The following is a 24,459-nucleotide window of genomic DNA, read 5'->3' on the forward strand; positions in this document are numbered from 1 at the left end:
GCTAATGTTTTAACCTAAATTTCTTTTACTGTAATTATATTTACAGGGCAAGCTTTGGCAGCACGTTCGCAATTATCTGCGATAGAATGATCAGGGTCTTTCAACGTGTGGAAACCTTTTTTATCAATTGCTTTTAATAAAACAGATTTACCATCTTTTTTTGACATTCTGAATCGTTCTGGTGCTAACTCATAACAATAGTTGCATCCGATGCATTTATCGCGTTGTAACGTAATAATGACCATTGATAACTATTTTTTTAATGAGAATAAGCGCCTTCTTCAACACTATTTTGTTGTGTTCCTGGCTCTTCTACTTTTACTAATTTGTATAATTTATCAGATGGACGAATTCTAAATTCCATTGGAATTGTAATCGAATCACCTTTTTTAGCTGTATCAGATTTTACATCTTCCACCATCATTTCTGTTACCACCATTTCTTTGGCTCCAGTTGTTGGTCCTGTAACTAAAATTAAATCTCCAATTTTCAAATCATAGGCATCAATTACAAATTGACCAATGCTTGGTTTTGGGAAGAAATGAACTCCTTTTCCGATATAAACTTTTTTCTGAGTTGCCATAGAACCTGGAACAGCAGACCATTCTCCTAATTTTTGACCTAAATAATATCCAGACCAAAAACCACGATTATAAACAGTTTGCAATAATCCCATCCAGTAATCCACTTTTTCTTTTGAATATGTTTTATCCGCAATAGAATCAATCGCTTCTCTATACGCACGAATTACAGTTGCAACGTATTCTGGAGCACGTCCACGACCTTCAATTTTCAATACTTTTACACCAGCATCAACCACTTCATCCAAAAATTCCATTGTACAAAGGTCTTTTGGCGACATCATGTATTCGTTATCTAATTCGATTTCGAAACCAGATTCTTGGTCGATTACCGTATATTTTTTACGACAGTTTTGTTTACAAGCTCCACGATTTGCAGAAGAATTGTGCGAATGTAAGCTCAAGTAACATTTACCTGAAACAGCCATACACAATGCTCCGTGACCGAAAATTTCGATTTCAACTAAATTTCCACTCGGTCCACGAACATCATCTTTGATAATCTGTTCACAAATCTTTTTCACTTGTTTCAAACTCAATTCACGCGACAATACCATTGTATCAGCAAACATTGCATAGAATTTTACTGTTTCGATATTCGTAACGTTAATTTGTGTCGAAATATGAATCTCAATCCCAATTTGTCTTGCATAAGCAATAACAGATTGATCCATCGCAATAACAGCCGTAATATTTGCTTCTTTTGCTCTGTCCAATAAGTTTTTGATTAAAGATAAATCGTGATCGTATATAATTGTATTTAAAGTAAGGTAAGAACGCACACCTTTTTCTTCACAACGTCTTACGATTTCTGGTAAATCGTCCATTGTAAAGTTTATTGATGCTCTCGCACGCATATTCAACTGCTCAACTCCGAAATATACAGAATCAGCTCCATTATCTAAAGCCGCTTGTAACGATTCGAAATTCCCAGCAGGAGCCATCAACTCCATTTTTCCATCTTTGGTCATACGAAAATTCTGATTTTAAGGTGCAAAGGTACAACAAAAAATACAAGTGATTAAGTTATTTATAATCAAGTTAAATTTTTGAGAATGAATTTACTTTGAAGTTTAAGTTAGTTTTTAGCATAATATTTGTTGTCAAACAATAAATGATATTCCATGAAAAAAATTATTTTATCAAGTATTTTAAGTATCGGTTTATTTGCCTCTTGTGCTTCAACTAAAGAATTGAAACAAGGAGAAGAATTGTTAACAGTTGCTCCAGAAACAAGAGAATGTACCGCAGGAGTTGCAAAAATGCAATGTATGATGGTAAAAGAAGCAAATGCAGCTGAATGGCAATATTTTTATAATCAGATTGAAGGATTTAAGCATGAACCAGGTTATGAATATCAAATTATTGTTTCAAAATCTGAAATTGAAAATCCACCAGCAGATGCATCTTCATTAAAATATAAGTTAGTAAAAGTTGTAAGTAAAAAATTAGCAACAATGAAATAATTTGAATCTACTTCAAAGAATTTCGAGTAATTTTGTAAAATGTTAATAGAAAGTCTTCAAAATCCAAGGATTAAAAACTTGCTGAAATTGCAAGAAAAATCGAGAGAACGTAAAAATCAAGGTTTATTTATTGTGGAAGGAACACAAGAAAATGAATTAGCTGTAAAAGGTGGTTACGAAGCAGTTGAAATTTATATTTGCGAAGATATTTATAACAAATCAATTGATTTTGGACAGGCAAAAGTATTTACAATTACCAAACAAGTTTTTGAAAAGCTTGCGTATAGAAAATCGACAGGCGGAATTATCGGTGCCTATAAAACGAAATCTTCGACATTAACGGATTTACAATTACCAGAAAATGCGTTGGTTGTTGTTTTGGAAGCTGTAGAAAAACCAGGGAATCTTGGTGCAGTTTTACGAACTGGAGATGGAGCAAAAGTAGATGCTGTAATTGTTTGTGATGAAACAGTTGATTTTTTCAATCCGAATGTGATTCGTTCTTCGGTTGGAACATTGTTTACCAATCAAATTACATCAGCAAGTAAAGAGGATGTTTTGGATTTCTTAAAGTCGAAAAATATTCAAGTTGTTTCAACATTTTTGAAAGATGAAACAAAGAATTTATACGAGGCTAATTTTACAAAATCATCTGCGATTATTTTAGGAACTGAAGCAACAGGACTTTCGGACTTTTGGGCTGATCATTCAGATTTGTTGATTAAAATTCCGATGTTAGGTTTTGTAGATTCGCTAAATGTGAGTAACGCAGCAGCGATTTGTGTTTACGAAGCTGTGAGACAAAGACAATAAGAGATAACTTAAAAAAATAAAAGCCACTTCGAAAGAAGTGGCTTTTATTTTTTTAAGTTATCAACCAAATTTTTTCATGCGCTTTGCAGCCTCATTCAACCAAGGTTGATAATTACAGTGTTTTTGTATCGCTTGATAAATTCCGTTGCTATTCGGATCTTTTGGATCAAGTTCATAGATTAATGAATTAATAAATCCGTTTTTTATCGATTGACTTTTGATGTTTTCCAATAAAGTATCTGGGGAAAGACCTTGATATAATTTTTCTTGTAAGTTTGTTAAGACAATATTACGGTAACTCTGATACGTTCTATAATCCTCGTCATTATCTAAATCAATTTCGTCTAATTCTGTCAAAAAATTAACGGGTAATTGTTGTGAAGCAGGATTGTAGTAAGTGTACGAATCCTTGTATATGTACAACAAATTGATAAAATCGTAATTTAAATTCGTTTTTTCTGTTTTGATGAACGAAGAATTAACTTCTAATTTTTCTAAATTTTCGAAAACTTTTTGATGAAACTTTTTGATTTGATTTTTGAAATCTGGCGGAGCAAGTTTAAATAATTCGGTATGTTCAGTTAAGAATTTATCCGTTTTAAAACTTTTGTCAACCAAATAATTGTTTCGATTTTTTCCTATTCCAGAGAATTTGAAATTATTCTCCAAATGTTTTAAATCTGTATTTAGAATCAAACTATCACCTGGAATCAAATAAATTGTAAACTCTTCGCGCTCGATAGAAAGTGTTTTGTAGCCTTCGTCAACTAACTGAAGAGTATCCGAAAAGTTTCCATCAAAATCTAAAGCAAAAGCTTTTTCACGATTATTCAATAATAGATAAATGCTATCTGTTTGCGCATTTGCGATTCGTCCACTAAAGTAGACAAGTTCACCTTTTTCTTTTTTAGGCGAACAACTGTAAATTGTAATTAAAAGTAGTAGGAGAAATCTCCACAACGTCTTCATTTTCATTTTTCTCTCTGCCTCACAAAAGTAGAAAATTATTCTTCGTTTTGATGAATTTCGAAGTAAGAATCTATCTTAAAATTTTCTGGTTTATTTGCTGCCGCAACCGCCAATTTATCAGCTTCTTCGTTCCAATGATGTCCAGCATGACCTTTTATCCATTGAAATTTTACGCGATGAATTTTATAAACCTCTAAAAATCTTTTCCACAAATCAGCATTCTTCTTTCCTTTGAAATTCTTTTGCACCCAACCAAAAACCCAACGTTTTTCCACAGCATCTACCACATATTTAGAATCCGTCACAATAGTAATCTCCGTGTTGGTGAACTTTAGCGTTTCCAAAGCCGTAATAACTGCCAACAATTCCATTCGATTATTGGTTGTTAGTCGAAAACCTTGAGAAATTTCTTTTTTGACTTTTTTCTCGGTTTCCAACAAAATACAACCAAATCCTCCTGGACCAGGATTTCCCAACGACGAACCGTCTGTATATGCTACAATCGCCATGTTTTATGGTTTGTAATTTAACATTGTATCAATTGTTTGACGCGCAACAAAATGATAATTTGGACGCGCATCTTTATAAATATTCTTCGCTAAATCCAATTGATTAGATTCTTTTAAAGCTAAATATAAAGGCTCTAAAAATTTACGACGACCAACATTTACCAAGAATTCTTTTGCATTTGTGTTGACTTTATCGTAATGCATTAAAAATGCTTTTTCGTACCAAGCACATTCAATTTCTGGATTTTTTGAATTTGTAAAATCATAAATAGCATCCAAATAAGCTAAATCTTCTTTCGTGTTTTTAGTCGTATCAATTTGACGAATAAAATGAACCCATTCGTTTGTAGATTTCGTAGATATCGCCACTTTTTTCGGAGCAACTTTATTTCGCCCGTTTTTAATATCTTGCTGTAACTGTGCTTCTGCTAAATCGAATAATTTTGAAGTAGGTTTTTTCAAATCTTTTGGCCAACCTGTGTTATAAATCCATTCTTGAACAAAAGAATCGTCTCCATTTGTCAAATTAGTTTTCAAATACTCCACAAATTTTTCTGTCGTCATCGTTTGGAAAGCGTGCGAAGAAAAATATTGATTCAAGAATTTATCAAATTTTTTACGACCATATTTATCTTCTAACATTTTCAAAAATAAATAACCTTTATCGTACGGAACATCAGAAAAAGCATCATCAGGATTTGCACCTTTCATGTTCACTTTTAATGAAGTATATTTTTCTGGAATATTTTTCATCGACGTTTCCAAATCTTGAAAACCGATTACCGAAATCATATCTGCATAATCTTTTCCTTCTAATTCTTCCATAATTCTACGTTCGAAATAAACTGTAAATCCTTCATTTACCCAGAAATCATCCCAAGTAGAATTCGTTACTAAATTTCCAGACCAAGAATGCGCCAATTCGTGTGCAATCAAATTCGTCATCGAACGATCACCTACAATTGCAGTTGGTGTTGCGAATGTTAAACGCGGATTTTCCATTCCACCAAAAGGAAACGAAGGCGGTAAAACCAATACATCAAATTGTTCCCAAGGATATTTTCCGTACAATTTCTCGGCAGCCGTTACCATTTTTCCCATGTCGGCAAATTCCCACGCAGCAGCTTTCAATAAGCCAGGTTCTGCATAAACTCCCGTTCTGTTATCGATTGGTTGATATTGTACATCACCAACAGCCAAAGCAATCAAATAAGGTGCAATTGGTTGTGGCATTTTGAAGGTATAAATTCCTTCGGAATTTTTTTCTTTTGGATTGATTGCACTCATCAAAGGCAACAAATCTTTTGGTGTTTTTACTTTTGCATCGTACGTTAAACGAACACTTGGTGTATCTTGAATAGGAATCCAAGAACGTGTTAAAATCGCTTGACCTTGTGACAATAAAAACGGATGTTTTTTATCGTGTGTTTGTTGCGGATTTAACCATTGTAAGGCATTTGCATCAGGCGAAGTTTTATAGAAAACTTTTACAATTGTATCATTTGGCGTAACATCAATGATTAAGGCTTGACCTTTAATAGAATCTTTTTCACCTAATTTGTATGTTGTTGTTTTTCCATTCGCTAATAAAACTGAATCAATTATTAGTTTTTCGGTATCTAAAATCAATTGTTTTGCTTGATTATTTTCGAATGTATAAGCAGCCGAACCTTTGATTTGATGCGTATTGAAATCAGTTTCGATATCCAAATTCAAATGTTTGATGCGAGCTTTATCTAAATCAGCAAAAGTTTGATTATCCTTTGCTTCAGTTTCTGTGGTAGAAGTGATTTGTTTATTGCAACTAACCGCCGTTAAAGCCGTTCCTAATGCGATATAAACTAAATTTTTCATTGTTCTAAATCTTTTAAAATCATGTTGAAAGCAGCTTCTTTCAAAGCAACTTTATCGTTTTTTACATTCAAATCTTTTGTTTCGAAAGTCGCTAATAATCGAACTTTTATTTTCCCCGGATATCCTCGAAACCAATTAAACGGAAACATTTTATTCAATCCATGAATCGCCAAAACAGCCAAAGGCGTTTGTGTTTCAATCGCAATGTTAAACGCTCCGTCTTTGAAAGGATCCAAATAAATCTTGAATTCTTTGTCGTTTGTTACGCCGCCTTCAGGAAAAATAAAAATACTTAGATTTTTGTCTAATTTTTTCTTTGCTTCGGGATAAACAAGTGCTTTACTACGTGCACTTTTTCGGTCGACAGGAATACAAATTCGTTCGAATATTCGTCCAAAGATAGGGATTTTAAGCAATTCTGCCTTGCCAACAAATACGATTGGATGATGTTTTAGAATCGTCAACATCAACATAATATCCATAATCGAAGTATGATTGGCTATAAAAACATAATTTTCTTTTGGATCGAGGGGGACAAGTTTTTTGTAATCTATTCTGAATCCCGTTCCATACAACACAAATTTGCCCCAATATCTAATTAACGGATAAATATATGGGAATGTTTTTTCGAAACTTGCCAAAGGTAGTACGATAAAAACACCAATTGTTAGGACATAAATTGCGGCTAATAAAATCATCCAAATGCGCCAGATAAGGACGAAAAAACCTGTGATGTATTTCATTGAGTTGGTTTATTGGAGTAAAGATATGGAGAAAATGAAAACTAAACCTATGTTCCTATTTTTTCAAAAACCTCAAAATAGCTTCATTCAATACTTTTGGCTGTTCAAAAGGAACATAATGCGTTGAATTTGGAATGATGAATAATTCTGCTTTTGAAATATTTTGTTGAATTTCTTTTGTATGACTCTCTTTTACTTCATCTTTTTCACCAGCAATAACCAATACAGGATTTTGAATTTTATTTAATTCATTTTTTGTGATATTTGGTTCATTTAACATTAAGTTGATTAAACGTAAATTGGTGTTTTCGGAAGGCTTATTTGCTAAACTTTTCAAACTCCCAATCAGTTCTTCGCTTACTCCATTTGGATTAAGAACTGCTCCAATTGTTACAATTTTATTAACTAATTCAGGATATTTAGAATTAAAAATTAAAGCTGTATTTCCACCATCACTCCAACCAATAAGATTGACTTTATTTAAATTAAGTTGCTGAATTACTTGAAATAAATCATTTGCAAACTCTTCATAAGTGTAAGGTGTATTTGTCAAATCGGTACTTCTACCTTGTCCGCGCGTATCAAGAACAATTACTCGATAATGCTTCGCAAAAAATGGAATTTGTTGATAAAAATCCTCAATACTTCCATTATTTCCATGCAGAAATATCAAAGGCTCACCTTCTCCATATTCTTCATAATAAATCTTCGCATCGTTTATATCAACATATTTTCCTGACTTATTTTTTCCGTAAATCGACCTTTTAGCTTTCTCTTTATGCTGATAGTATGAAATCAATTCTTGTGTTTTTGTATCAATTTCTTCAGACTTTTCCTCATTTATAGTTAATCTATCTTTTGAGTATAAAACTTCTAAGTTAGCGATAAAAACTCCTGCAGAAGCTTCCCAATTTCCTTGACTTTGATACCTAAACAATAAATCCTTTGCTAAAGATTTTTTAGCAGAAATACCAAAAACAAAATCTTCTTGATCAAGTTTTTTATAACGAACTAATTGTAATGTTACAGCAATTTGCTCTACATTTTTGAATCGAAATTTATAAGGAGTTAAATCAATTTTTTGCCATGCAGTTGTAGAAGTTTTATAAATAATATTCTCATCTAAAAGCGATTCTGTTGGTAAACCATTTTTAAATGCGTAAATATTAACTTTCAAAGTGATTTCTTCGTATTTAGAACTTGGAATAATATGAAAATTAAATGCGTTTAGTTTTGTATTTGGGTAAATTTCAAAAATATTTCCTTGTTCAATTGTTGGTACATTTTCATCAAACATTTTAGAAAAAGTAAGCATTGGACGAGTTTTTTGACCAATTATTTTTTCTTTCATTTTTTCTGTTTTCAGTGTCACCTCTGACAATGAAATTGATTTTTCAGTTAATATAACAACAGAACTTTGTTGAATATCATGAACCGATTTTGAAGTTAAATTATAACCTGACGCATCAAAAACTAAATGAGTTTTAGTTAAATTTTCGGGAATTTCGATAGAAAATTGACCATTTTCATCTGTAATTGCTCCAACTTCTGAATTTTCTATTCCAATAGAACAGTATGAAATTGGCAAATTATTACTGTCTTTTACAGTTCCTTTCACTTGAATTTGGGCTTGAACGATTGTACAAATACTTAAAATTAATCCAAAAAAATAGTTGCTCATGACTTTGTTGTTTGCTATATGACGCATTGTTTTTAAAAAGGTTACATTAATCGTTTATTAATTATTTCATAAAATTTTCATCTAAAACGTTATCGTAATAATATTGGTTTTGAGATGAGCATGAAATGATTAAATTTGTTAAGGAAAGAATACTAAAAATATTATGGCTTTAAATACAATCAATCCAACAACTACGAATGCTTGGAATGCGTTAGAGAAACATTTTCAAACGATTCAACATACGTCAATCAAAGAATTATTTGCTCAAAATGCAAATCGTTTTGAAGAATTTTCGATTCAATATCCTTCATTATTAGTGGATTATTCGAAAAATAGAATTAATGCAGAAACGATTCAACTTTTGGTTGATTTAGCGAAAGAAATGGATGTTGATACAGCAATTCAGCAAATGTTTGAAGGAGATGTCATTAACGTTACTGAAAAACGTGCTGTTCTACATACAGCTTTACGCAATCGCTCTAATGAAGAAGTTTTGGTTGACGGAAAAGATGTGATGCCTCAAATTAATGAGGTGTTAGATCAGATGAAATCTTTTTCGGAGAAAGTAATTTCGGGTGAATGGAAAGGTTTTTCAGGAAAAGAAATTACAGACGTTGTCAACATTGGAATTGGAGGTTCTGACCTTGGACCTGTGATGGTGACGGAAGCTTTGAAACATTATAAAACTCGTTTGAATATTCATTTTGTTTCGAATATTGATGGAACGCATTTAGCAGAAACTTTTAAAGAAATAAATCCTGAAACAACCTTATTTATTGTTGCTTCAAAAACATTTACAACGCAAGAAACGATGACAAATGCTTTTTCTGCGAAAGAATGGTTTTTGAATTCTGATGCGCAAGAAGCTGATGTAGCGAAACATTTTGTGGCATTATCAACAAATGCAGAAGGTGTTGCTAATTTCGGAATTGATACGGCAAATATGTTCCAATTTTGGGATTGGGTTGGCGGTCGTTATTCATTGTGGAGTGCGATTGGTTTGAGCATTGCTTTGGCAGTTGGTTTCGATAATTTCGAAGAATTGTTAGAGGGAGCGCATGAAATGGATGTGCATTTCAAGACAGAAACTTTAGATCAAAATATACCAGTAGTTTTGGCGCTTTTAGGAATTTGGTACAACAACTTCTTTGGTGCAGATTCGGTTGCTTTGTTACCTTATGAACAATATTTATCGCGCTTTGCAGCATATTTTCAACAAGGAGATATGGAATCGAATGGCAAATATGTTGGTCGAGATGGAAAAAAAGTGGATTATGAAACTGGACCAATTATTTGGGGAGAACCTGGAACAAATGGACAACACGCTTTTTATCAATTAATCCATCAAGGAACAAAATTAATTCCAGCAGATTTTATTGCAGGAGCTAATTCATTGAATGTTTTAGGCGATCATCATGCAAAATTATTGTCAAACTTTTTTGCTCAAACAGAAGCTTTAGCATTTGGAAAAGATGAAGAAACAGTTGTTGCAGAATTAGAAAAAGCAGGAAAATCGAAAGAAGAAATTGATTTCTTAGCAGCTTTCAAAATTTTTGAAGGAAATCGTCCAACAAACTCAATTTTATATGAAGTATTGACACCAAAAGTTTTAGGAAATTTAATTGCGATGTACGAACACAAAATTTTCGTGCAAGGTGTTATTTGGAATATTTTCTCTTTCGATCAATGGGGAGTAGAGTTAGGAAAACAATTAGCAAATGTGATTTTACCAGAGTTAGAAAATGATGAGCAAGTTACTTCTCATGATGCTTCTACAAATGGATTAATCAATGCTTATAAATATTGGAGAAAATAATTTATCAATATAATTACTAAAAAATCCGCTCAATGAGCGGATTTTTTTATGAATTTTTGTGACCAGTTTCTTTTAAAAATAAGGTTAGAATAATGGCAATAAATATTCCGATGATCCAAAACCAAATTGCTTGATGATAATGTACAGTTTTATCTGTAACATTTACAATTTCGTTTCCATATAATTTAGCAAAAACAGGATTTACTAGAGAAGTTACACCAAACGTCAAAAAGTTTTGAACTCCAGTAGCAGAGCCTTTTACATAATCTGGATTAGCTTCTTTGATAACCGAATATGGGATCATTGCGACTCCAGAGAAAAGCCCAAAAATGAAAAATGTAACTTTTATTGGAATTAAATCTGAAAGATAAATGAGTTGTAAAAACATCAAGATCATTCCGATACAACCAAAAAGAATAACAGGTTTTCTTTTTCCTATTTTATCCGTTATATAACCCATTAATGGACATCCAACTACCCAGCCTAGTGACGCCATAGCAGCAGTCATAGCAGCAGTGTGAGCATCAAAACCTAAGTCTAATTTGAAAAAAGGAACAGCCCAAGTCATAGCAAAAATAGTTGTCGGTATAAATAATAATCCAGAAATAATACCAGTTAACCACGAATTTGGATTGCTGAAAATAATTTTGAAAGGTTCTATAAAAGAGGTTTGTTTACTTTTTTCGATCTCTTCTTCAGACGATTTTGGAGTTATGAACAGCATTGCTACAGCTGGAATTATACATAAAACTCCAGCAATTATCCAAAATGTTTTATATCCAAAACCATTTTCTAATAATGGCGCAACCACAAATTGACCTGCCGCTCCACCAAGCATTCCTATACATTGAGAGAAGCCTATTGCTGTTGCTAAAGATTTTGAAGAGAATCCTTTGGTTGCTAAATAGACACAACCAGGAAAAGCAAATGCGCTACCTGCTCCTTGTAATAATCTGCCTGTTGTTCCAGCGAATTGGGAGGAAGCGATAAATAAAATACATCCTATTCCGAGTATAAAACACCCTGCAAACATCGAATATCTTGCGCCAAATTTGTCTAAACATATTCCAGCAATTAAAGCGAATATCGAATAAGTGTAATAATATGTTCCAATGAGAGAAACTAAATTTTCTTTAGAAATGTTGTAATTCTGAGCCAAATCTGTAATCATTAATGAAGGCGCAGAACGGGTTGCGTAATCAATGAAATAGAAGATTAAGCCTAAAACCCATGCAATGATGAAAAGTTTTTTACTTGATTGTGTGATAGATGATGATTGATTCATTATAAATCTTTTAAATGTTTATAATTGGATTTAATCGTTTCCATTACCTCATCCATTTTTCCACCTAACATTAGTTTTGCCATAGATTTTGTCATTCCAATCATTTGATCAAGATCTACTTTTGGAGGCATTGCTAAAGCGTTTGGATTTGTAAATACATTTAATAAATACGGTCCATTATGCGCAAAAGCTCTTCCGATTGCATCAGGTAAATCATCAGGATTTTTAACCGATTCGCTTTCTATTCCCATTGCTTTTCCAATCAAAGTAAAGTCAGGATTTTCCATATCTGTTTCATTGTCAGGTAAACCAGCAACTTCCATTTCCAATTTAACCATTCCTAATGTTCTATTATTAAAAATAATAAGTTTAACAGGTAAATTATATTGTTTGATGGTTGCTAAATCTCCCAATAACATCGAGATTCCACCATCACCACACATGGCAATAATTTGTCTGTCAGGATATGCCATTTGTGCACCAATCGCTTGAGGCATTGCATTTGCCATAGAACCATGATTGAAAGATCCTAACATTTTGCGTTCTCCCGTCCCCGTTATATAACGTGCTCCCCAAACACAACACATTCCTGTATCAACTGTAAAAATGGCATCTTTTGTAGCTAACTCATCTAATAAATAAGCTGCATATTCGGGTTGAATGGCATTTTCTTTTCCTTTTTCATGAACAAATGTCATTTTGCTTTCAAGAACTTTCTTGTACATTTCTAATTGACTATCCAAAAAATCTTTGTCTTGCTTAGGTTCTAATAACTCAATTAATTCGTTAATTGTTTCTTTTGCATTTCCGACTAATCCTAAATCAATTTTAGCTCTTCGTCCAAGTTTAGAGCCATCTGAATCAATTTGAATGATTTTTTTATCTGTTGGAATAAAATCTTTATAAGGAAAATCGGTACCAATCAAAATAATTAAATCAGCTTTGTGCATAGCATGATAAGCAGATGGTTGACCAAGTAATCCTGTCATTCCTATTTCATTTGGATTATTGGGTTGAATACTCATTTTTCCCTTGAACGAATATCCAACTGGAGCATGTAAATGACGAGAAAGTTTTATAACTTCTTCATTTGCTTGAGATGCGCCAATTCCACAGAATAAGGTAATATTATTAGCATCATTTATAATAGAAGCAGCTTCTCTTAATTCAGTTTTATTTGGAGTAATAATAGGTTGATTGAAATAGAAATTCGAGGTATAATTACTTTCAACGGCTTCCATTTCTGCAATATCTCCTGGAAGTCCAATAATTGCAACATCTTTTTTTGAAATAGCATGTTGTATAGCTGTTTGTACCATTCTAGGAACTTGTTCTGCTCGAGTAATAATTTGATTATAACAACTACAATCATCAAAAAGTTTAATAGTATTCGTTTCCTGAAAATAATCTGTACCAAATTCTATTGTAGGCAGAGTAGAGGCAATTACAACTAAAGGAGTTCTTGATTTATGCGCTTCATAAACTCCGTTAATCAAATGTACATGACCAGGACCAGAACTTCCAGCGCAACATCCAATCCCATTCAATTCTGATTCGGCAGTAGCAGCTATTGCTCCAGCTTCTTCATGTCTTACATGAACCCAATCAATTTTGTCACTTTGTTTAACTGCAATATTAAAAAAATTGAGACTATCACCAGTTACTGCATAAACACGTTTTATATTCGCTTTTTCTAGTAATTCTACAATTTGATGTGCTACATTCTTTCCCATAATAAAGTATTTTTTTGATTGTGACTAACAAGTTATGAAATTATAGGATAAAAATGTTTAAAATAAGTGTTAAATATTTGAATATTAAATTGTTGAAAAACAAAAAAGCCTGTTGAAAAACAGGCTTAAAATTAACACATGAGGACAAAATTTACTCTACTAAATCTTATACGTACATGAATATTTCAATATTTGTGCCAAAACTATATTTGACATAAAAAATAATTGCACAATCTATTTAACTGCTTTAATTTTTCCATTCATTGTTGCAAAATGTCCTGGGAAAGAGCATAAAAAATCATAAGTACCTTCTTCTAAGGTAAATTTGATTTGATCATTTTCTTTACCACCTAACAATTTTGTGTGCGCAATAATTTCTGATTGTAATTCTGTCGGAATATAATCTGTCGCCTTAGCAGAAGCCGCTGTATTTGCAAAAGCAGAAGCATCAGAACCTGGTTTTAACAAAATAAAATTATGTCCCATTGCTTCTTTTGACATTTCACCAGCATTCATTAAGATTAAAGTTACTTCTTCACCAGCTTTTACTGTAAATTCAGTTTTATCGTAGCGCATATCATCACTCGCTTTCAAAACAATATGATTGTTTGTAGCAGGCGTAGCTGTAGAAGTTTCAGCATCTTCTGATGGAGCTGTACTATAATCTATTTCTGGTTGAGTTGATTCATCTTTCTTAGAATCTCCGCAGCTCATCATCAAAATTGCCGCGAAACTCATCAAAGCTATTTTTTTCATTATTTCAATTTTTTGTTTGATGTAAAAATAATGAAATTCAGTAACTTAAAAAAATTTACTCAGTCTAAATAGAACTGATTTTAAACAGATAAATTTCTAAGGAATATCCAAATATTTGTGTGTTTGTAAAGAATAACGCCATTTTGGATTTTCTTTTACATATTCCACAATCAATGGAAGGTTTTTGTCGCGTTTGCTCCACTCTGTTTGTAAGAAAAGCGTACAATCTTTTCCAACTCGAGCAGCTTGTTCTTCAGCAAATTGAAAATCGTGATTATTGAACACAATACATTTCAATTCATTTGCAGCTTCGCAAACTTCGTCTAACGGCAACATTAATTTCTTAGGAGAAAGACAAACCCAATCAATTTCTCCGCTCAACGGATAGGCACCCGAAGTTTCAATATGGATTCTTGCACCTTTTTCGTGTAGTTTTTTTGTCAAATAAGTCAAATCCCACATTAAAGGTTCTCCTCCTGTAATGATGATTGTTTTGGCTTGAGAAGTTGCCAAATCCACCAATTCATCCACATTAGTTAAGGGATGCTTTTCAGCATCCCAACTATCTTTTACATCGCACCAATGGCAACCAACATCACAACCTCCTAATCGAATAAAATAAGAAGCCACACCTGTGTACATTCCTTCACCTTGAATTGTGTAAAAATGCTCCATAACAGGCAATAATTTCCCTTCTTGTATCAATTGTTGTTCTTCTGCAGTTGTTGATGCAATGTGTATCATAATTTTATTTTTTGTTGTTGTATGCCAACAATGTGTTTTTTAATAACATAGCGCGTGTCATTGGTCCAACTCCTCCTGGAACTGGCGTTATCCACGATGCTTTTTCTTTTACATTATCAAAATCTACATCACCAGCTAATCTAAATCCTCGTGGATTAGTTTCGTCATCAACGCGTGTAATTCCTACGTCAACGATAACCGCTCCAACTTTTACCATATCAGCTTTTAAGAAACCAGGAACACCTAATGCAGTGATCACAATATCAGCTTCTTTTGTAAATTGTTCTAAATTTTGAGTTTTCGAATGAGTTAATGTTACTGTACTGTTTCCAGGATTTCCGTTTTTACTCATCAAAATACTCATTGGGCGACCAACGATGCGAGAACGACCAATCACAACTGTATGTTTACCAGCTGTATCAATGTTGTAACGCTCTAACATTTCCATAATTCCGTAAGGTGTAGCAGGTAAAAATGTTTCCATTTCTAACGCCATTTTACCAAAATTCATCGGATGAAAACCATCTACATCTTTCTTAGGATCAATTGCATTGATAACCGCTTCTTGATCGATGTGTTTTGGTAATGGCAATTGCACGATAAACCCGTCCAATGTATCATCATTGTTCCATTTTTCAATTTCTGCAATCAAATCTTCTTGAGAAATTGTATCAGGCAAACGTAATTCTGATGACTCGAAACCTACAAAATGACAATCCTTGATTTTATTGTCAACATAGGTCTGAGAAGCACCATTACTTCCTACTAAAATTGCACCCAAATGTGGTACACGAACTCCTTGGTCCTTGTAATTCTGCACCAGCTCCTTGATCTCTTGTTTGATCTCTTTTGCCAGTTTAATACCGTCTAAAATTTGCATTGTTTTGTTGTGTTTGCGCAAAGATACGGACAAATTGGAAAATAAATCATTAAGTTTTGAGTTGATGATTTTCTGATTAAATAGAAAAACCACTTCGTTGTGAAGTGGTTTTAGCATTATTGATATTTTTTCTGCGCTTCTTTCAAGTAATTAAAAACTTGCGTTGTTTTCATTTTTTTGGAATTCGTATTAAAAATAAACATGCCAGTTTCGACATTGAAATAATAATCTTTTTCTCCATTTTTCAATTGAAACCATTCCAATAAACCATTTGTAAGATTAACACCAATCCAATTGATTTGTGAAGTTTTGAGGTCGAAAATAAAATTATCATTCGGATTATTTGTGGTGATATAATGTATTTTGTCGTCCAAAACATATAAAACACCACTTCCTTGAAACGCTTTCATTTTAAAGAATTTTGATTGTTGATTTCCAAAGTTATAACGCAAAACTGCTTTGAACTCTGCATTTGGAGGAACTTGTGCTAACAAAGCATTTTGTTTCTTTTCGCGCGATTTACTTGCCCAAAAAGCAATTCCAAAAATTAAGGCAAATGGTAAAAAACAACAAAGTAATGATGATAGTAATGAGAGAATATTATCCATAGTAGATTGATTTAGGTTGTGTTAAGATACAAAAAAAAAGCTGTTAGTTTTCTAACAGCTTTTTTGAAATTTTATAAAGTTTGATTTTATTACAAATTACTCATTTTTTCTTCCACAACTTTTCGTTCTTGCGCAATCAAATTATCTTCTTCTGTCGGAAATTGAAAAATTCCAGAATTGATGCTTTCAATGCGTTTCAAGACTTCGTAAGATGCTTTTGCTTTTACAATATCTTCTCGATTTAGATAAATACGAATCGCTTTCATAAACGTCAAAATATTTTTCTTTTTCAATTCATCTGCCAACAAAAACTGATCGCGTTCTTCGTTTGCTTCCAATAAAGTCGACAAATTATTGTCATCAATTTTGTAATACGATTGTAACATTTGATTGAAAATAATCAAAAAACCTTCATCAGCATTTCCGACTTCTAACGAAATAATTCGTGCTAATGTTTTGTTTAATTCTTGAATATATTTTGAAATAAAATCTTGTTTAATCATCTTAATCTAATTTTTTAGACAACTTTTCGAAAGTTTTCTTCGGATTTTTATCTTCGTATAAAATCTTATGAACAGCGTTGATAATTGGCGCTTTTATTTGATATTGCTCGTTCATAATTGCCACACCTTTTGTCGCATAGTAACCTTCGGCAACCATGTTCATCTCCAAAATAGCAGATTTTACGGTGTAACCTTTTCCGATCATATTCCCAAACATACGATTTCGTGAAAAGAACGAATATCCAGTCACCAACAAATCGCCTAAATAAGCCGAATCGTTAATTTTACGTTTCATTGGACTTGCTGTTTTCAAGATATGATTCATTTCTCGAATTGCGTTACTCATCAAAACTGCTTGGAAATTATCTCCATAACCCAAACCATGTGCAATACCTGCTGCAATTGCGTAAATATTTTTCAATACCGCTCCAAATTCAGTTCCGTAAATATCATTTGAAAGTTTTGTTTTGATAAAATCACATGCTAAACAATCCGCAACAACTTGTGCTTTAGCTTCGTTTTGCGCCGCAATTGTCAAATATGAAAGACGCTCCAAAGCAACTTCCTCAGCGTGACAAGGACCGCTTACAATTCCTAATTGTTCTTCTTTTACGTCGAATTTATCAAATAAATATTGTCCAACCAATTGATAATAATCTGGAATAATTCCTTTGATTGATGTCACAACAAATTTATCTGTCAACGGAACAGTTAATTTACTCAAACAATCGGCAACGTAAATAGATGGCACAACCAAAAAGATGATATCCGAATTCATGACAACTTCGTTGATATCCGTTGAAATTTTAAGCTTTTCTGACTTAAATTCGACATCAGTTAAATAATTTGGATTGTGTCTATTTCGCTCCAAATATCCTTTTACGTATTCATCTTTTACCCACCAGTTGAAAGTTTCGAGGTTTTTATTCAGCATTTTTGCAATCGCAGTTGCCCAGCTTCCATTCCCTATTAATCCAACTTTACGATTAGATAACTCTATCATAATATATGTATTGAATAGACAAAGTTAATTAATTTGTAGCTTAGGTATTTTGAATTTTACGAAAAGAAACTCAATTTTGTAAAAATTTTAACGACTTTGTATAAAAAGCTTTTTAGTGAGACCATTATCTACGGTATTGGCTCTATTTTGCCGAGGGTAATTATTTTAGCATTGAATTTTTTTATTATCAAGCAAGTTGATAATTCAGATTTTGCAATGTTTTCTCAATTATATTCTGCGGTTTCTTTCCTGAATGTCATTTTAACATTTGGTTTCGAAACAGCCTTTTTCCGCTACGCAACCGAAGAAGGAATGTATCAAAAAGTGTTGAATACAGCTTTTTGGTTTATGGTAATGAGTTCCACTGCGATGCTCGTTTTGGTTTTTCTTTTTTTACAACCTTTGGCAGATTTTGCAAACTATAGCGATCATCCCGAATACTTGTTATGGTTTGCCTGGATTGCTTTTTTTGATGCAATTTGTGTGATTCCTTTTGCAGTTCTACGTTTTAAAATTCGACCAATATTATATACAGCAATTCGCGTAATTCAGAATGTTTTTCAAGCAGTTTTGACAATTGGTTTGTTGTATTATGTTTCGAAAGATTTTATGCTAAGTCTTGGTTTTGATAATGCGATTTCCTATCCATTTATTGCGAATTTATTAGCGAGTATTTTAGGTTTTGTATTGTTAATAGGCGTTGTACGTCATGTTCAATTCAAATTTGATCAACCACTTTTCAAGCAAATGTTTTTGTACGGTTATCCGATTATGATTGCTGGTTTAGGTTATATTTTGAATGAAAATTTCGATAAATTAGTTCAACGACAATTAATAGATCCAGCAGCAGCGGGTTCTTATGGCGCTTGTTACAAATTAGCAACATTGATGACGCTTTTCGTAACAGCTTATCGAATGGGTATAGAACCATTTTTCTTTAAAGTTGCCAAAAAAGGAGATGCAAAACAGACGTATGCGAATATTCTGTTCTTTTTCAGTATCATTTGTAATATTGTGATTCTTGGAATTTTAGCAAATATTGATTGGATTAAGAAAATATTTGTTCCAAATTCAACGTATTGGAATGCTTTAGATATTGTCCCAATTATTTTAATTGCGAATTTATTTTTCGGAATTTATTATAACCTTTCAACATGGTACAAAGTAACGGATAGAACAAGTATCGGAACTATAATTTCATTGGTTGGTGGTGCGATTACTATTATTTTGAATGTTTTTTTATTGCCAAAATATGGATTTATGGTTTCTGCTTGGACAACTTTATTGGCGTATGGTGTAATGATGGTGATTTCGTACATTTGGGGGCAGAAAGTTTATCCAATTCCATATAAGGTGAATAAAATTCTACTTTACATGGGAATTGCAATTGCTCTAGCATGTACAAATTATTATATGCTCGATTCTAATTTGATTATTGGTAATCTGATTCTAATCGTGTACATTGCGCTTATTGCGTTTGCGGAAAAAAACACACTTAAAAAACTAAGAAAATAAAGATGAAAGTAAAAGTTATCAACATCTCGAAACACGCTTTACCAGAATATAAAACAGCTTTATCGGCTGGAATGGATTTAACTGCTAACATTGATGCACCAATCGAATTAAAACCTTTGGAAAGAAGATTAATTCCAACTGGATTGAGCATCGAATTACCTGCAGGTTACGAAGCGCAAGTTCGTCCTCGTAGTGGAATGGCATTAAAATATGGTTTAACTTGTTTGAATTCTCCTGGAACAATCGACGCAGATTATCGTGGAGAAATCGGTGTTATTTTAGCAAATGTTTCAAATGAAGCAGTTACAATTAATGATGGCGAGAGAATTGCTCAATTAGTAATCGCAAAACACGAAACAGTTGAGTGGGAAGAATCAAACGCTTTAAATGAAACTGAACGCGGAGCTGGAGGTTTCGGAAGTACAGGAAAACAATAAATAATTTTTTTTGTCATTCTGAGTTTATTGAAGAATATAAAAAAAGAATTAATCCAATTATAAAATATCAATCTAACAAAAAATATTTTTAGAAATAAAATGAAAATTATTATCCCAATGGCAGGACGTGGTTCACGTTTACGCCCTCATACATTAACAACACCAAAACCATTAATTCCAATTGCAGGAAAACCAATTGTACATCGTTTGGTAGAAGATATTGCAAAAGTTTGTTCAGAAAAAATTGATGAAATTGCTTTTGTAATTGGTGATTTTGGAGCTGAGGTTGAAGCTGATTTAATTGCAATTGCAGAAAAATTAGGAGCAAAAGGAACAATTTGTCATCAATTGGAGCCGCTTGGAACAGCACATTCTATTTGGATGGCAAAAGAAGCTTTGGACGGACCAACGGTTGTGGCGTATGCAGACACATTATTCCGTGCAGATTTCAAATTAGATATGGAGTCGGATGGTGTTGTTTGGGTAAAGCAAGTTGATAATCCTTCGGCTTTTGGTGTAGTGAAATTGGATGATAACAACGTTATCACTGATTTCGTTGAAAAACCAAAAGATTTTGTTTCGGATTTGGCGATTATCGGAATTTACTTTTTCCGTGATGGACAAAAGTTATATAAAGAAATCGAATATTTATTAGAAAATGATATTCAAAAAGGTGGTGAATATCAATTGACAGATGCATTAGAAAATATGCGTGCTGCGGGTGATAAATTTACGCTTGGAAAAGTGGACGAATGGATGGATTGTGGTAACAAAGCGGTTACGGTTGATACCAATACACGTGTGTTGAATTTAGATAAAGAAGATTTCAAAACGATTTCGTCTTCTGCAAAAATTGACAATTCATTAATCATCGAGCCATGTTTTATTGGTGAAAATGTTGTGATTAAAAATTCGAAAATTGGACCTTTTGTTTCATTAGGAAATGGAACGGTTGTTGAAAACTCGAATATTGATAACAGTTTGATTCAAGAAAATTCAATCATCAGTAATGCAAATCTTACAGATACAATGATCGGAAATAATGCCAAATATTATGGTGTTTCGCGCAGTATCAGTTTGGGAGATTACTCAGAATTGGATTTTAAATCTCACGAAGCTTAAAAAATTATGATCAAAAAATTAACGTATATCTTTTGTTTAGGAGTTCTTGCAACAGCTTGTAACACTCAGAAAGCAGCAAAAGTAGATAAAGATAATACAGAAGTTGTTTCGGCTTCTTCAAAAATTATTCAGCAAACCTTGTCAAAAAAATCATCATTCAAAGATTTGACGATTAAGGCAAAAGTAACAGCAGATTTAGAAGAGATTTCTGGAGATGCAAACGCTACAATTGCTGTGAAAAATGGGCAAAAGATATGGGTTAATGCAACAAAATTTGGATTTACAGGTGCTCGCGCATTGATTACGCCTGATGGTTTTTCAGCTTTTGAAAAGTTAGGTGGAACATATTATGAAGGAGATTTTTCTATTGCAAATAAATTATTGAAAGTTGATTTTGTCGATTATCAAAAATTACAAAATTTGATGTTAGGAAAAGTTTTCGTTGATCTAAATCCTACAGATTATACAGCTACTTTTACAGATAATCAATATACGATTACATATAATAAAAATCAAGCGATTGCGACTTCTCCAAAAGAAGGCGAATATATACAAACATATGTTTTTGATAATGGTTTCCGATTGAAAGAAGCACATCTGAAAGATCCAAAACGAAAAATGGAAGTTGATTTGGCTTACGACAATTGGGTAAAAGCTGGAGCAGAGGAATTTCCGAAAAATGTTAAAATTATTATAAAAGAAAAAAAAACGCGTCAAATAGACTTGGAATATAATAGTTTTACGTTTCAGGAAACGAACACACCGTTCTCAATTCCAGATGGGTATAAGAAAAAAGAAATAAAATAATGAAGTTTGTTTTATCAACTGTACTTTTAACGTTGTCATTATCAGTGTTTGCGCAGGTTCCGTACAATAAAGCGAACTTACAAAAACAGAATGCTCAGCTTAAAAAAGAGATTATAAACTTAAACAAACAACTCGAGGTTAATAAGCAAAATTCGAAGTTAAATGTTGATTTTGTGCAGAATTTGACGAAAAAAATTCAGGTACAAACAAAATTAGTTAACAACTTATCGAAAGAAAAACGCTTTATCGAGGACGAAATTTATTTAACTCAATTAGAGATTAATAAACTTTCGCGCGAGTTGGTTGAGCTAAAAAAAGACTACAAACAGGTTTTGGTTCGAGCATATAAGAACAAATCTGTTGAAAATAAATTACTTTTTGTGCTTTCTTCTAAAAGTTTGGGAGAAGCATATCGTCGTATCAAATATTTAGAAAAATATTCGGCTTTTCAATTAGGACAAGCAAATGAAATTATCGGTAAACAAACTGATATTCAGACGAAAAAAGCAAAAAAAGAAAAAGCGAAAGACGAAAAAGAAAAAGTACTTTCTCAGCAAACTTTGTTTAGTCAAAATCTTGAAAAAGAACGATTAACAAAAGAGAAAGCGGTCGAAGAATTCCGTAAAAACGAAGGTGTTATTGCTGCTGAAATTAATGCAAAAGAAGCACAACAACGTCAAATTGATGCACAGATTAAAGCAATTATTGAAGAAGAGATTCGACAAGCAAAGATTCGTGCAGAAAAAGATTTAAAAGATTGGAACGAAGCTAAACGAGGAAATACAATTGCATCTTATAATGAGTATTTAAGAGATAACCCAAAAGGAGATTATGCGAAATCAGCTCGTACAGCTATTTTAAGAATTGAGAATGATGCCAAAGCATGGAATATTGCACGTTCAGCGCATACAAAACAAGCGTATCAATCTTATTTAAATCATCATCCAACAGGAAGTTTCGTATCTACAGCAAAAACAGAAGTTGCTAAATTTGAACAATTAGAACGCGAAGCTGAAGCAGAACGTCAACGTATCATTGCACAACGTAAAGCAGAAGAGGAAGCTCGTTTGAAAGCTCAAAAAGAAGAAGATGCTCGTAAAATTGCAGCAGCTAAAGCTGAAGCTGAGCGTAAAGCGAAGATAGAAGCTGAGCAGAAAGTTGTTGTAAAAGTGCCAGAAAAAGAACGTGTTGTAAAAGTAGATGCAGTAAAACCAGCTGAGACTTTTGCAGAACGTCCAGATTCTGAAGGTATTTCGGGAGAATTCTCATCAAACAAAGGTCGTCTACCTTGGCCTGTTGATAAAGGAACGGTTGTAAGTAGATTTGGAGCTAATTCTCACCCAGTTTTATCTAATATTACAACGCAAAATAGTGGTGTTGATATTTCAACTTATCGTGGAGCACATGCACGTGCTGTTTACGAAGGAACTGTTCAAGCTGTAATGAGTGTATCTGGAAATGGTAAGTCTGTATTGGTAAGACATGGTTCGTATTATTCAGTTTATACAAACTTATCAAGTGTAAGTGTTTCGAAAGGTGATGATGTAAAACGTGGTCAGTCTTTAGGAATTATCTATACAAGTGGAGATGGAGAAACAATCATGAATTTCCAAGTTTGGAGCGGAACAACAAAACAAAATCCTGCTTCTTGGGTAGCGGGAATGTAATAAATTAATTATATATTTGCATTAAAATCAATTCAGTATGGGATTAGGAGGTAAAGAATGGATCGTAATCGTACTTGTTGTGTTATTATTATTCGGAGGAAAGAAAATTCCTGAATTAATGAAAGGATTAGGTTCTGGATTAAACGAATTCAAGAAAGCAACAAAAGATGATAACAAATCAGAAGCTACTGAAAGTACTTCTGACAAAAAAGAAAATTAAAATATATTTTTAATTAGATAATAGAGCATTGTAGTTGCGTATACAATTACAATGCTTTTATTTTATAAACTAAAACAAAACATGAAATTCACAGATAAAGCTTGGTCTATTTTTAATCAAAGTATCAATGATTATCACAAATATGATGATGTAAATCGTCAAATCGAAAATCCATATAGCGAAGAAGATTTAATCGCTCATTTATTGTACAAAAAAAATTGGATTGATACAGTTCAATGGCATTTAGAAGATATTATTCGTGATCCACAAATTGATCCAGTAGAAGCATTAAGCTTAAAACGTTGGATTGATAAATCAAACCAAGAACGTACAGATATGGTAGAATATGTGGATAGCTGGTTTTTACAACAATATGCGAATGTAGAAGTAAAAGCAGATGCAACTTACAATACAGAATCTCCTGCGTGGGCTGTAGACCGTTTTTCTATTTTATCGCTTAAGGTTTATCACATGAAACAAGAGGTAGAACGTGAGGATGCAACACCGGAGCATAAAGCAGCTTGTCAAGTGAAATTAGATGTTTTGAATCAACAACATCAAGATTTATCAACAGCGATTGAAGAATTGTTGGCTGATTTTGAAGCAGGTAAAAAATACATGAAAGTGTATAAACAAATGAAAATGTATAATGACGAGGATTTGAATCCAGTTCTTTATGCAAACAAGAAATAATTTTCAGAAAAATTAATAAAATATAGAAAACTCATCTTTTTTGGATGAGTTTTT

Annotated in this window: 25 protein-coding genes; 10 read left to right on the forward strand and 15 right to left on the reverse strand. The window is 32.7% G+C overall.

The genetic code is table 11. From position 1 onward, the window contains the following. Nucleotides 1-14 precede the first annotated feature (14 nt). Both N5E64_RS00620 and N5E64_RS00625 read right to left on the reverse strand, forming a co-directional pair. Nucleotides 15-245, reverse strand: coding sequence for a ferredoxin (locus N5E64_RS00620; protein WP_038336269.1), 231 nt, complete (start codon nucleotides 243-245; stop codon nucleotides 15-17). Nucleotides 246-259: 14 nt separating this feature from the next. Then, on the reverse strand, nucleotides 260-1,552 hold the full coding sequence (locus N5E64_RS00625) for a peptidase U32 family protein (protein WP_280035167.1): 1,293 nt from the start codon (nucleotides 1,550-1,552) through the stop codon (nucleotides 260-262). Nucleotides 1,553-1,705: 153 nt separating this feature from the next. Here N5E64_RS00625 and N5E64_RS00630 point away from each other — a divergent pair, with 153 nt between their 5' ends. Both N5E64_RS00630 and N5E64_RS00635 read left to right on the forward strand, forming a co-directional pair. Beyond that, entirely contained in the window at nucleotides 1,706-2,047 is a 342-nt protein-coding gene (locus tag N5E64_RS00630) for a DUF4377 domain-containing protein (protein WP_219034657.1), read from the forward strand. Nucleotides 2,048-2,086: 39 nt separating this feature from the next. After that, on the forward strand, nucleotides 2,087-2,860 hold the full coding sequence (locus N5E64_RS00635) for an RNA methyltransferase (RefSeq protein WP_280035170.1): 774 nt from the start codon (nucleotides 2,087-2,089) through the stop codon (nucleotides 2,858-2,860). Nucleotides 2,861-2,920: 60 nt separating this feature from the next. Here the strand turns inward: N5E64_RS00635 and N5E64_RS00640 are convergent, their stop codons facing one another. From N5E64_RS00640 to N5E64_RS00660, 5 genes are read right to left on the reverse strand one after another with little or no spacing between them, the layout of a single operon-like run. Continuing rightward, nucleotides 2,921-3,835, reverse strand: coding sequence for a hypothetical protein (locus N5E64_RS00640; RefSeq protein WP_125349186.1), 915 nt, complete (start codon nucleotides 3,833-3,835; stop codon nucleotides 2,921-2,923). A 29-nt stretch (nucleotides 3,836-3,864) separates the two neighbouring features. Next, nucleotides 3,865-4,338 (reverse strand): ribonuclease HI, encoded by a 474-nt coding sequence (gene rnhA / locus N5E64_RS00645; protein ID WP_038336544.1) that lies wholly within the window; start codon nucleotides 4,336-4,338, stop codon nucleotides 3,865-3,867. Between the two features lie 3 nt (nucleotides 4,339-4,341). Continuing rightward, nucleotides 4,342-6,192 carry a M1 family metallopeptidase gene (locus tag N5E64_RS00650; RefSeq protein WP_280035175.1) on the reverse strand — a complete coding sequence of 617 codons (1,851 nt, stop codon included), beginning with the start codon at nucleotides 6,190-6,192 and terminating at the stop codon, nucleotides 4,342-4,344. Further along, the gene (locus N5E64_RS00655; RefSeq protein ID WP_280035177.1) at nucleotides 6,189-6,935 is read right to left on the reverse strand and encodes a lysophospholipid acyltransferase family protein; all 747 of its coding nucleotides are present in this window, start codon (nucleotides 6,933-6,935) and stop codon (nucleotides 6,189-6,191) included. Before N5E64_RS00655 ends, N5E64_RS00650 begins: the two co-directional genes overlap by 4 nt. 55 nt (nucleotides 6,936-6,990) lie before the next feature. Beyond that, on the reverse strand, nucleotides 6,991-8,616 hold the full coding sequence (locus N5E64_RS00660; RefSeq protein ID WP_280035179.1) for an alpha/beta fold hydrolase: 1,626 nt from the start codon (nucleotides 8,614-8,616) through the stop codon (nucleotides 6,991-6,993). Between the two features lie 163 nt (nucleotides 8,617-8,779). On the opposite strand from N5E64_RS00660, the gene pgi reads away from it, so the two are divergent. After that, on the forward strand, nucleotides 8,780-10,432 hold the full coding sequence (gene pgi, locus N5E64_RS00665) for a glucose-6-phosphate isomerase (protein WP_280035181.1): 1,653 nt from the start codon (nucleotides 8,780-8,782) through the stop codon (nucleotides 10,430-10,432). Between the two features lie 46 nt (nucleotides 10,433-10,478). On the opposite strand, the gene N5E64_RS00670 is transcribed toward pgi, so the two are convergent. The 8 genes from N5E64_RS00670 to N5E64_RS00705 form a co-directional block, all read right to left on the reverse strand. Continuing rightward, nucleotides 10,479-11,717 carry an MFS transporter gene (locus tag N5E64_RS00670; RefSeq protein ID WP_280035183.1) on the reverse strand — a complete coding sequence of 413 codons (1,239 nt, stop codon included), beginning with the start codon at nucleotides 11,715-11,717 and terminating at the stop codon, nucleotides 10,479-10,481. Further along, nucleotides 11,717-13,450, reverse strand: coding sequence for a thiamine pyrophosphate-dependent enzyme (locus tag N5E64_RS00675; RefSeq protein WP_280035186.1), 1,734 nt, complete (start codon nucleotides 13,448-13,450; stop codon nucleotides 11,717-11,719). Before N5E64_RS00675 ends, N5E64_RS00670 begins: the two co-directional genes overlap by 1 nt. A 234-nt stretch (nucleotides 13,451-13,684) precedes the next feature. Next, entirely contained in the window at nucleotides 13,685-14,206 is a 522-nt protein-coding gene (locus N5E64_RS00680; RefSeq protein ID WP_125349193.1) for a plastocyanin/azurin family copper-binding protein, read from the reverse strand. A 96-nt stretch (nucleotides 14,207-14,302) separates the two neighbouring features. Further along, complete coding sequence (locus N5E64_RS00685; protein ID WP_052217917.1) at nucleotides 14,303-14,950, reverse strand: 7-carboxy-7-deazaguanine synthase QueE; 648 nt, start codon at nucleotides 14,948-14,950, stop codon at nucleotides 14,303-14,305. 4 nt (nucleotides 14,951-14,954) lie between these two features. Next, nucleotides 14,955-15,830 carry a bifunctional 5,10-methylenetetrahydrofolate dehydrogenase/5,10-methenyltetrahydrofolate cyclohydrolase gene (locus N5E64_RS00690; protein ID WP_125349219.1) on the reverse strand — a complete coding sequence of 292 codons (876 nt, stop codon included), beginning with the start codon at nucleotides 15,828-15,830 and terminating at the stop codon, nucleotides 14,955-14,957. 116 nt (nucleotides 15,831-15,946) lie between these two features. Beyond that, entirely contained in the window at nucleotides 15,947-16,438 is a 492-nt protein-coding gene (locus tag N5E64_RS00695) for a hypothetical protein (RefSeq protein ID WP_280035190.1), read from the reverse strand. 89 nt (nucleotides 16,439-16,527) lie between these two features. Further along, nucleotides 16,528-16,941 carry a hypothetical protein gene (locus N5E64_RS00700; protein ID WP_125349195.1) on the reverse strand — a complete coding sequence of 138 codons (414 nt, stop codon included), beginning with the start codon at nucleotides 16,939-16,941 and terminating at the stop codon, nucleotides 16,528-16,530. Nucleotide 16,942: 1 nt separating this feature from the next. Continuing rightward, nucleotides 16,943-17,944, reverse strand: coding sequence for an NAD(P)H-dependent glycerol-3-phosphate dehydrogenase (locus tag N5E64_RS00705; protein ID WP_280035193.1), 1,002 nt, complete (start codon nucleotides 17,942-17,944; stop codon nucleotides 16,943-16,945). A gap of 96 nt (nucleotides 17,945-18,040) precedes the next feature. Here N5E64_RS00705 and N5E64_RS00710 point away from each other — a divergent pair, with 96 nt between their 5' ends. From N5E64_RS00710 to N5E64_RS00740, 7 genes are all read left to right on the forward strand, one after another. Then, nucleotides 18,041-19,459, forward strand: coding sequence for a lipopolysaccharide biosynthesis protein (locus tag N5E64_RS00710; RefSeq protein WP_280035195.1), 1,419 nt, complete (start codon nucleotides 18,041-18,043; stop codon nucleotides 19,457-19,459). A 2-nt stretch (nucleotides 19,460-19,461) separates the two neighbouring features. Beyond that, a complete protein-coding gene (gene dut / locus N5E64_RS00715; RefSeq protein ID WP_038336568.1) occupies nucleotides 19,462-19,896 on the forward strand; it encodes a dUTP diphosphatase in 435 nt (144 codons plus the stop codon). A 99-nt stretch (nucleotides 19,897-19,995) separates the two neighbouring features. Beyond that, nucleotides 19,996-21,018 (forward strand): sugar phosphate nucleotidyltransferase, encoded by a 1,023-nt coding sequence (locus N5E64_RS00720; protein ID WP_280035198.1) that lies wholly within the window; start codon nucleotides 19,996-19,998, stop codon nucleotides 21,016-21,018. Nucleotides 21,019-21,024: 6 nt separating this feature from the next. Continuing rightward, complete coding sequence (locus N5E64_RS00725; RefSeq protein ID WP_221854108.1) at nucleotides 21,025-21,825, forward strand: DUF4292 domain-containing protein; 801 nt, start codon at nucleotides 21,025-21,027, stop codon at nucleotides 21,823-21,825. After that, a complete protein-coding gene (locus tag N5E64_RS00730) occupies nucleotides 21,825-23,492 on the forward strand; it encodes a murein hydrolase activator EnvC (protein ID WP_221627893.1) in 1,668 nt (555 codons plus the stop codon). The genes N5E64_RS00725 and N5E64_RS00730 overlap by 1 nt, the downstream gene beginning before the upstream one ends. A gap of 37 nt (nucleotides 23,493-23,529) precedes the next feature. Then, nucleotides 23,530-23,712 (forward strand): twin-arginine translocase TatA/TatE family subunit, encoded by a 183-nt coding sequence (gene tatA / locus N5E64_RS00735; RefSeq protein WP_038336575.1) that lies wholly within the window; start codon nucleotides 23,530-23,532, stop codon nucleotides 23,710-23,712. 81 nt (nucleotides 23,713-23,793) lie between these two features. Then, the gene (locus tag N5E64_RS00740; protein ID WP_114998393.1) at nucleotides 23,794-24,405 is read left to right on the forward strand and encodes a DUF4254 domain-containing protein; all 612 of its coding nucleotides are present in this window, start codon (nucleotides 23,794-23,796) and stop codon (nucleotides 24,403-24,405) included. Nucleotides 24,406-24,459: the final 54 nt, after the last annotated feature.

Origin of the sequence: Empedobacter sp. GD03739, assembly GCF_029843245.1 — a bacterium.
Taxonomy (GTDB): Bacteria; Bacteroidota; Bacteroidia; order Flavobacteriales; family Weeksellaceae; genus Empedobacter; species Empedobacter falsenii_B.

What these genes read in the sequence shown, in the direction of transcription:
- N5E64_RS00620 (WP_038336269.1), bottom strand. Translation starts at nt 245, where the DNA reads ATGGTCATTATTACGTTACAACGCGATAAATGCATCGGATGCAACTAT.
- N5E64_RS00625 (WP_280035167.1), bottom strand. Translation starts at nt 1,552, where the DNA reads ATGACCAAAGATGGAAAAATGGAGTTGATGGCTCCTGCTGGGAATTTC.
- N5E64_RS00630 (WP_219034657.1), top strand. Translation starts at nt 1,706, where the DNA reads ATGAAAAAAATTATTTTATCAAGTATTTTAAGTATCGGTTTATTTGCC.
- N5E64_RS00635 (WP_280035170.1), top strand. Translation starts at nt 2,087, where the DNA reads ATGTTAATAGAAAGTCTTCAAAATCCAAGGATTAAAAACTTGCTGAAA.
- N5E64_RS00640 (WP_125349186.1), bottom strand. Translation starts at nt 3,835, where the DNA reads ATGAAAATGAAGACGTTGTGGAGATTTCTCCTACTACTTTTAATTACA.
- rnhA (WP_038336544.1), bottom strand. Translation starts at nt 4,338, where the DNA reads ATGGCGATTGTAGCATATACAGACGGTTCGTCGTTGGGAAATCCTGGT.
- N5E64_RS00650 (WP_280035175.1), bottom strand. Translation starts at nt 6,192, where the DNA reads ATGAAAAATTTAGTTTATATCGCATTAGGAACGGCTTTAACGGCGGTT.
- N5E64_RS00655 (WP_280035177.1), bottom strand. Translation starts at nt 6,935, where the DNA reads ATGAAATACATCACAGGTTTTTTCGTCCTTATCTGGCGCATTTGGATG.
- N5E64_RS00660 (WP_280035179.1), bottom strand. Translation starts at nt 8,616, where the DNA reads ATGAGCAACTATTTTTTTGGATTAATTTTAAGTATTTGTACAATCGTT.
- pgi (WP_280035181.1), top strand. Translation starts at nt 8,780, where the DNA reads ATGGCTTTAAATACAATCAATCCAACAACTACGAATGCTTGGAATGCG.
- N5E64_RS00670 (WP_280035183.1), bottom strand. Translation starts at nt 11,717, where the DNA reads ATGAATCAATCATCATCTATCACACAATCAAGTAAAAAACTTTTCATC.
- N5E64_RS00675 (WP_280035186.1), bottom strand. Translation starts at nt 13,450, where the DNA reads ATGGGAAAGAATGTAGCACATCAAATTGTAGAATTACTAGAAAAAGCG.
- N5E64_RS00680 (WP_125349193.1), bottom strand. Translation starts at nt 14,206, where the DNA reads ATGAAAAAAATAGCTTTGATGAGTTTCGCGGCAATTTTGATGATGAGC.
- N5E64_RS00685 (WP_052217917.1), bottom strand. Translation starts at nt 14,950, where the DNA reads ATGATACACATTGCATCAACAACTGCAGAAGAACAACAATTGATACAA.
- N5E64_RS00690 (WP_125349219.1), bottom strand. Translation starts at nt 15,830, where the DNA reads ATGCAAATTTTAGACGGTATTAAACTGGCAAAAGAGATCAAACAAGAG.
- N5E64_RS00695 (WP_280035190.1), bottom strand. Translation starts at nt 16,438, where the DNA reads ATGGATAATATTCTCTCATTACTATCATCATTACTTTGTTGTTTTTTA.
- N5E64_RS00700 (WP_125349195.1), bottom strand. Translation starts at nt 16,941, where the DNA reads ATGATTAAACAAGATTTTATTTCAAAATATATTCAAGAATTAAACAAA.
- N5E64_RS00705 (WP_280035193.1), bottom strand. Translation starts at nt 17,944, where the DNA reads ATGATAGAGTTATCTAATCGTAAAGTTGGATTAATAGGGAATGGAAGC.
- dut (WP_038336568.1), top strand. Translation starts at nt 19,462, where the DNA reads ATGAAAGTAAAAGTTATCAACATCTCGAAACACGCTTTACCAGAATAT.
- N5E64_RS00720 (WP_280035198.1), top strand. Translation starts at nt 19,996, where the DNA reads ATGAAAATTATTATCCCAATGGCAGGACGTGGTTCACGTTTACGCCCT.
- N5E64_RS00725 (WP_221854108.1), top strand. Translation starts at nt 21,025, where the DNA reads ATGATCAAAAAATTAACGTATATCTTTTGTTTAGGAGTTCTTGCAACA.
- N5E64_RS00730 (WP_221627893.1), top strand. Translation starts at nt 21,825, where the DNA reads ATGAAGTTTGTTTTATCAACTGTACTTTTAACGTTGTCATTATCAGTG.
- tatA (WP_038336575.1), top strand. Translation starts at nt 23,530, where the DNA reads ATGGGATTAGGAGGTAAAGAATGGATCGTAATCGTACTTGTTGTGTTA.
- N5E64_RS00740 (WP_114998393.1), top strand. Translation starts at nt 23,794, where the DNA reads ATGAAATTCACAGATAAAGCTTGGTCTATTTTTAATCAAAGTATCAAT.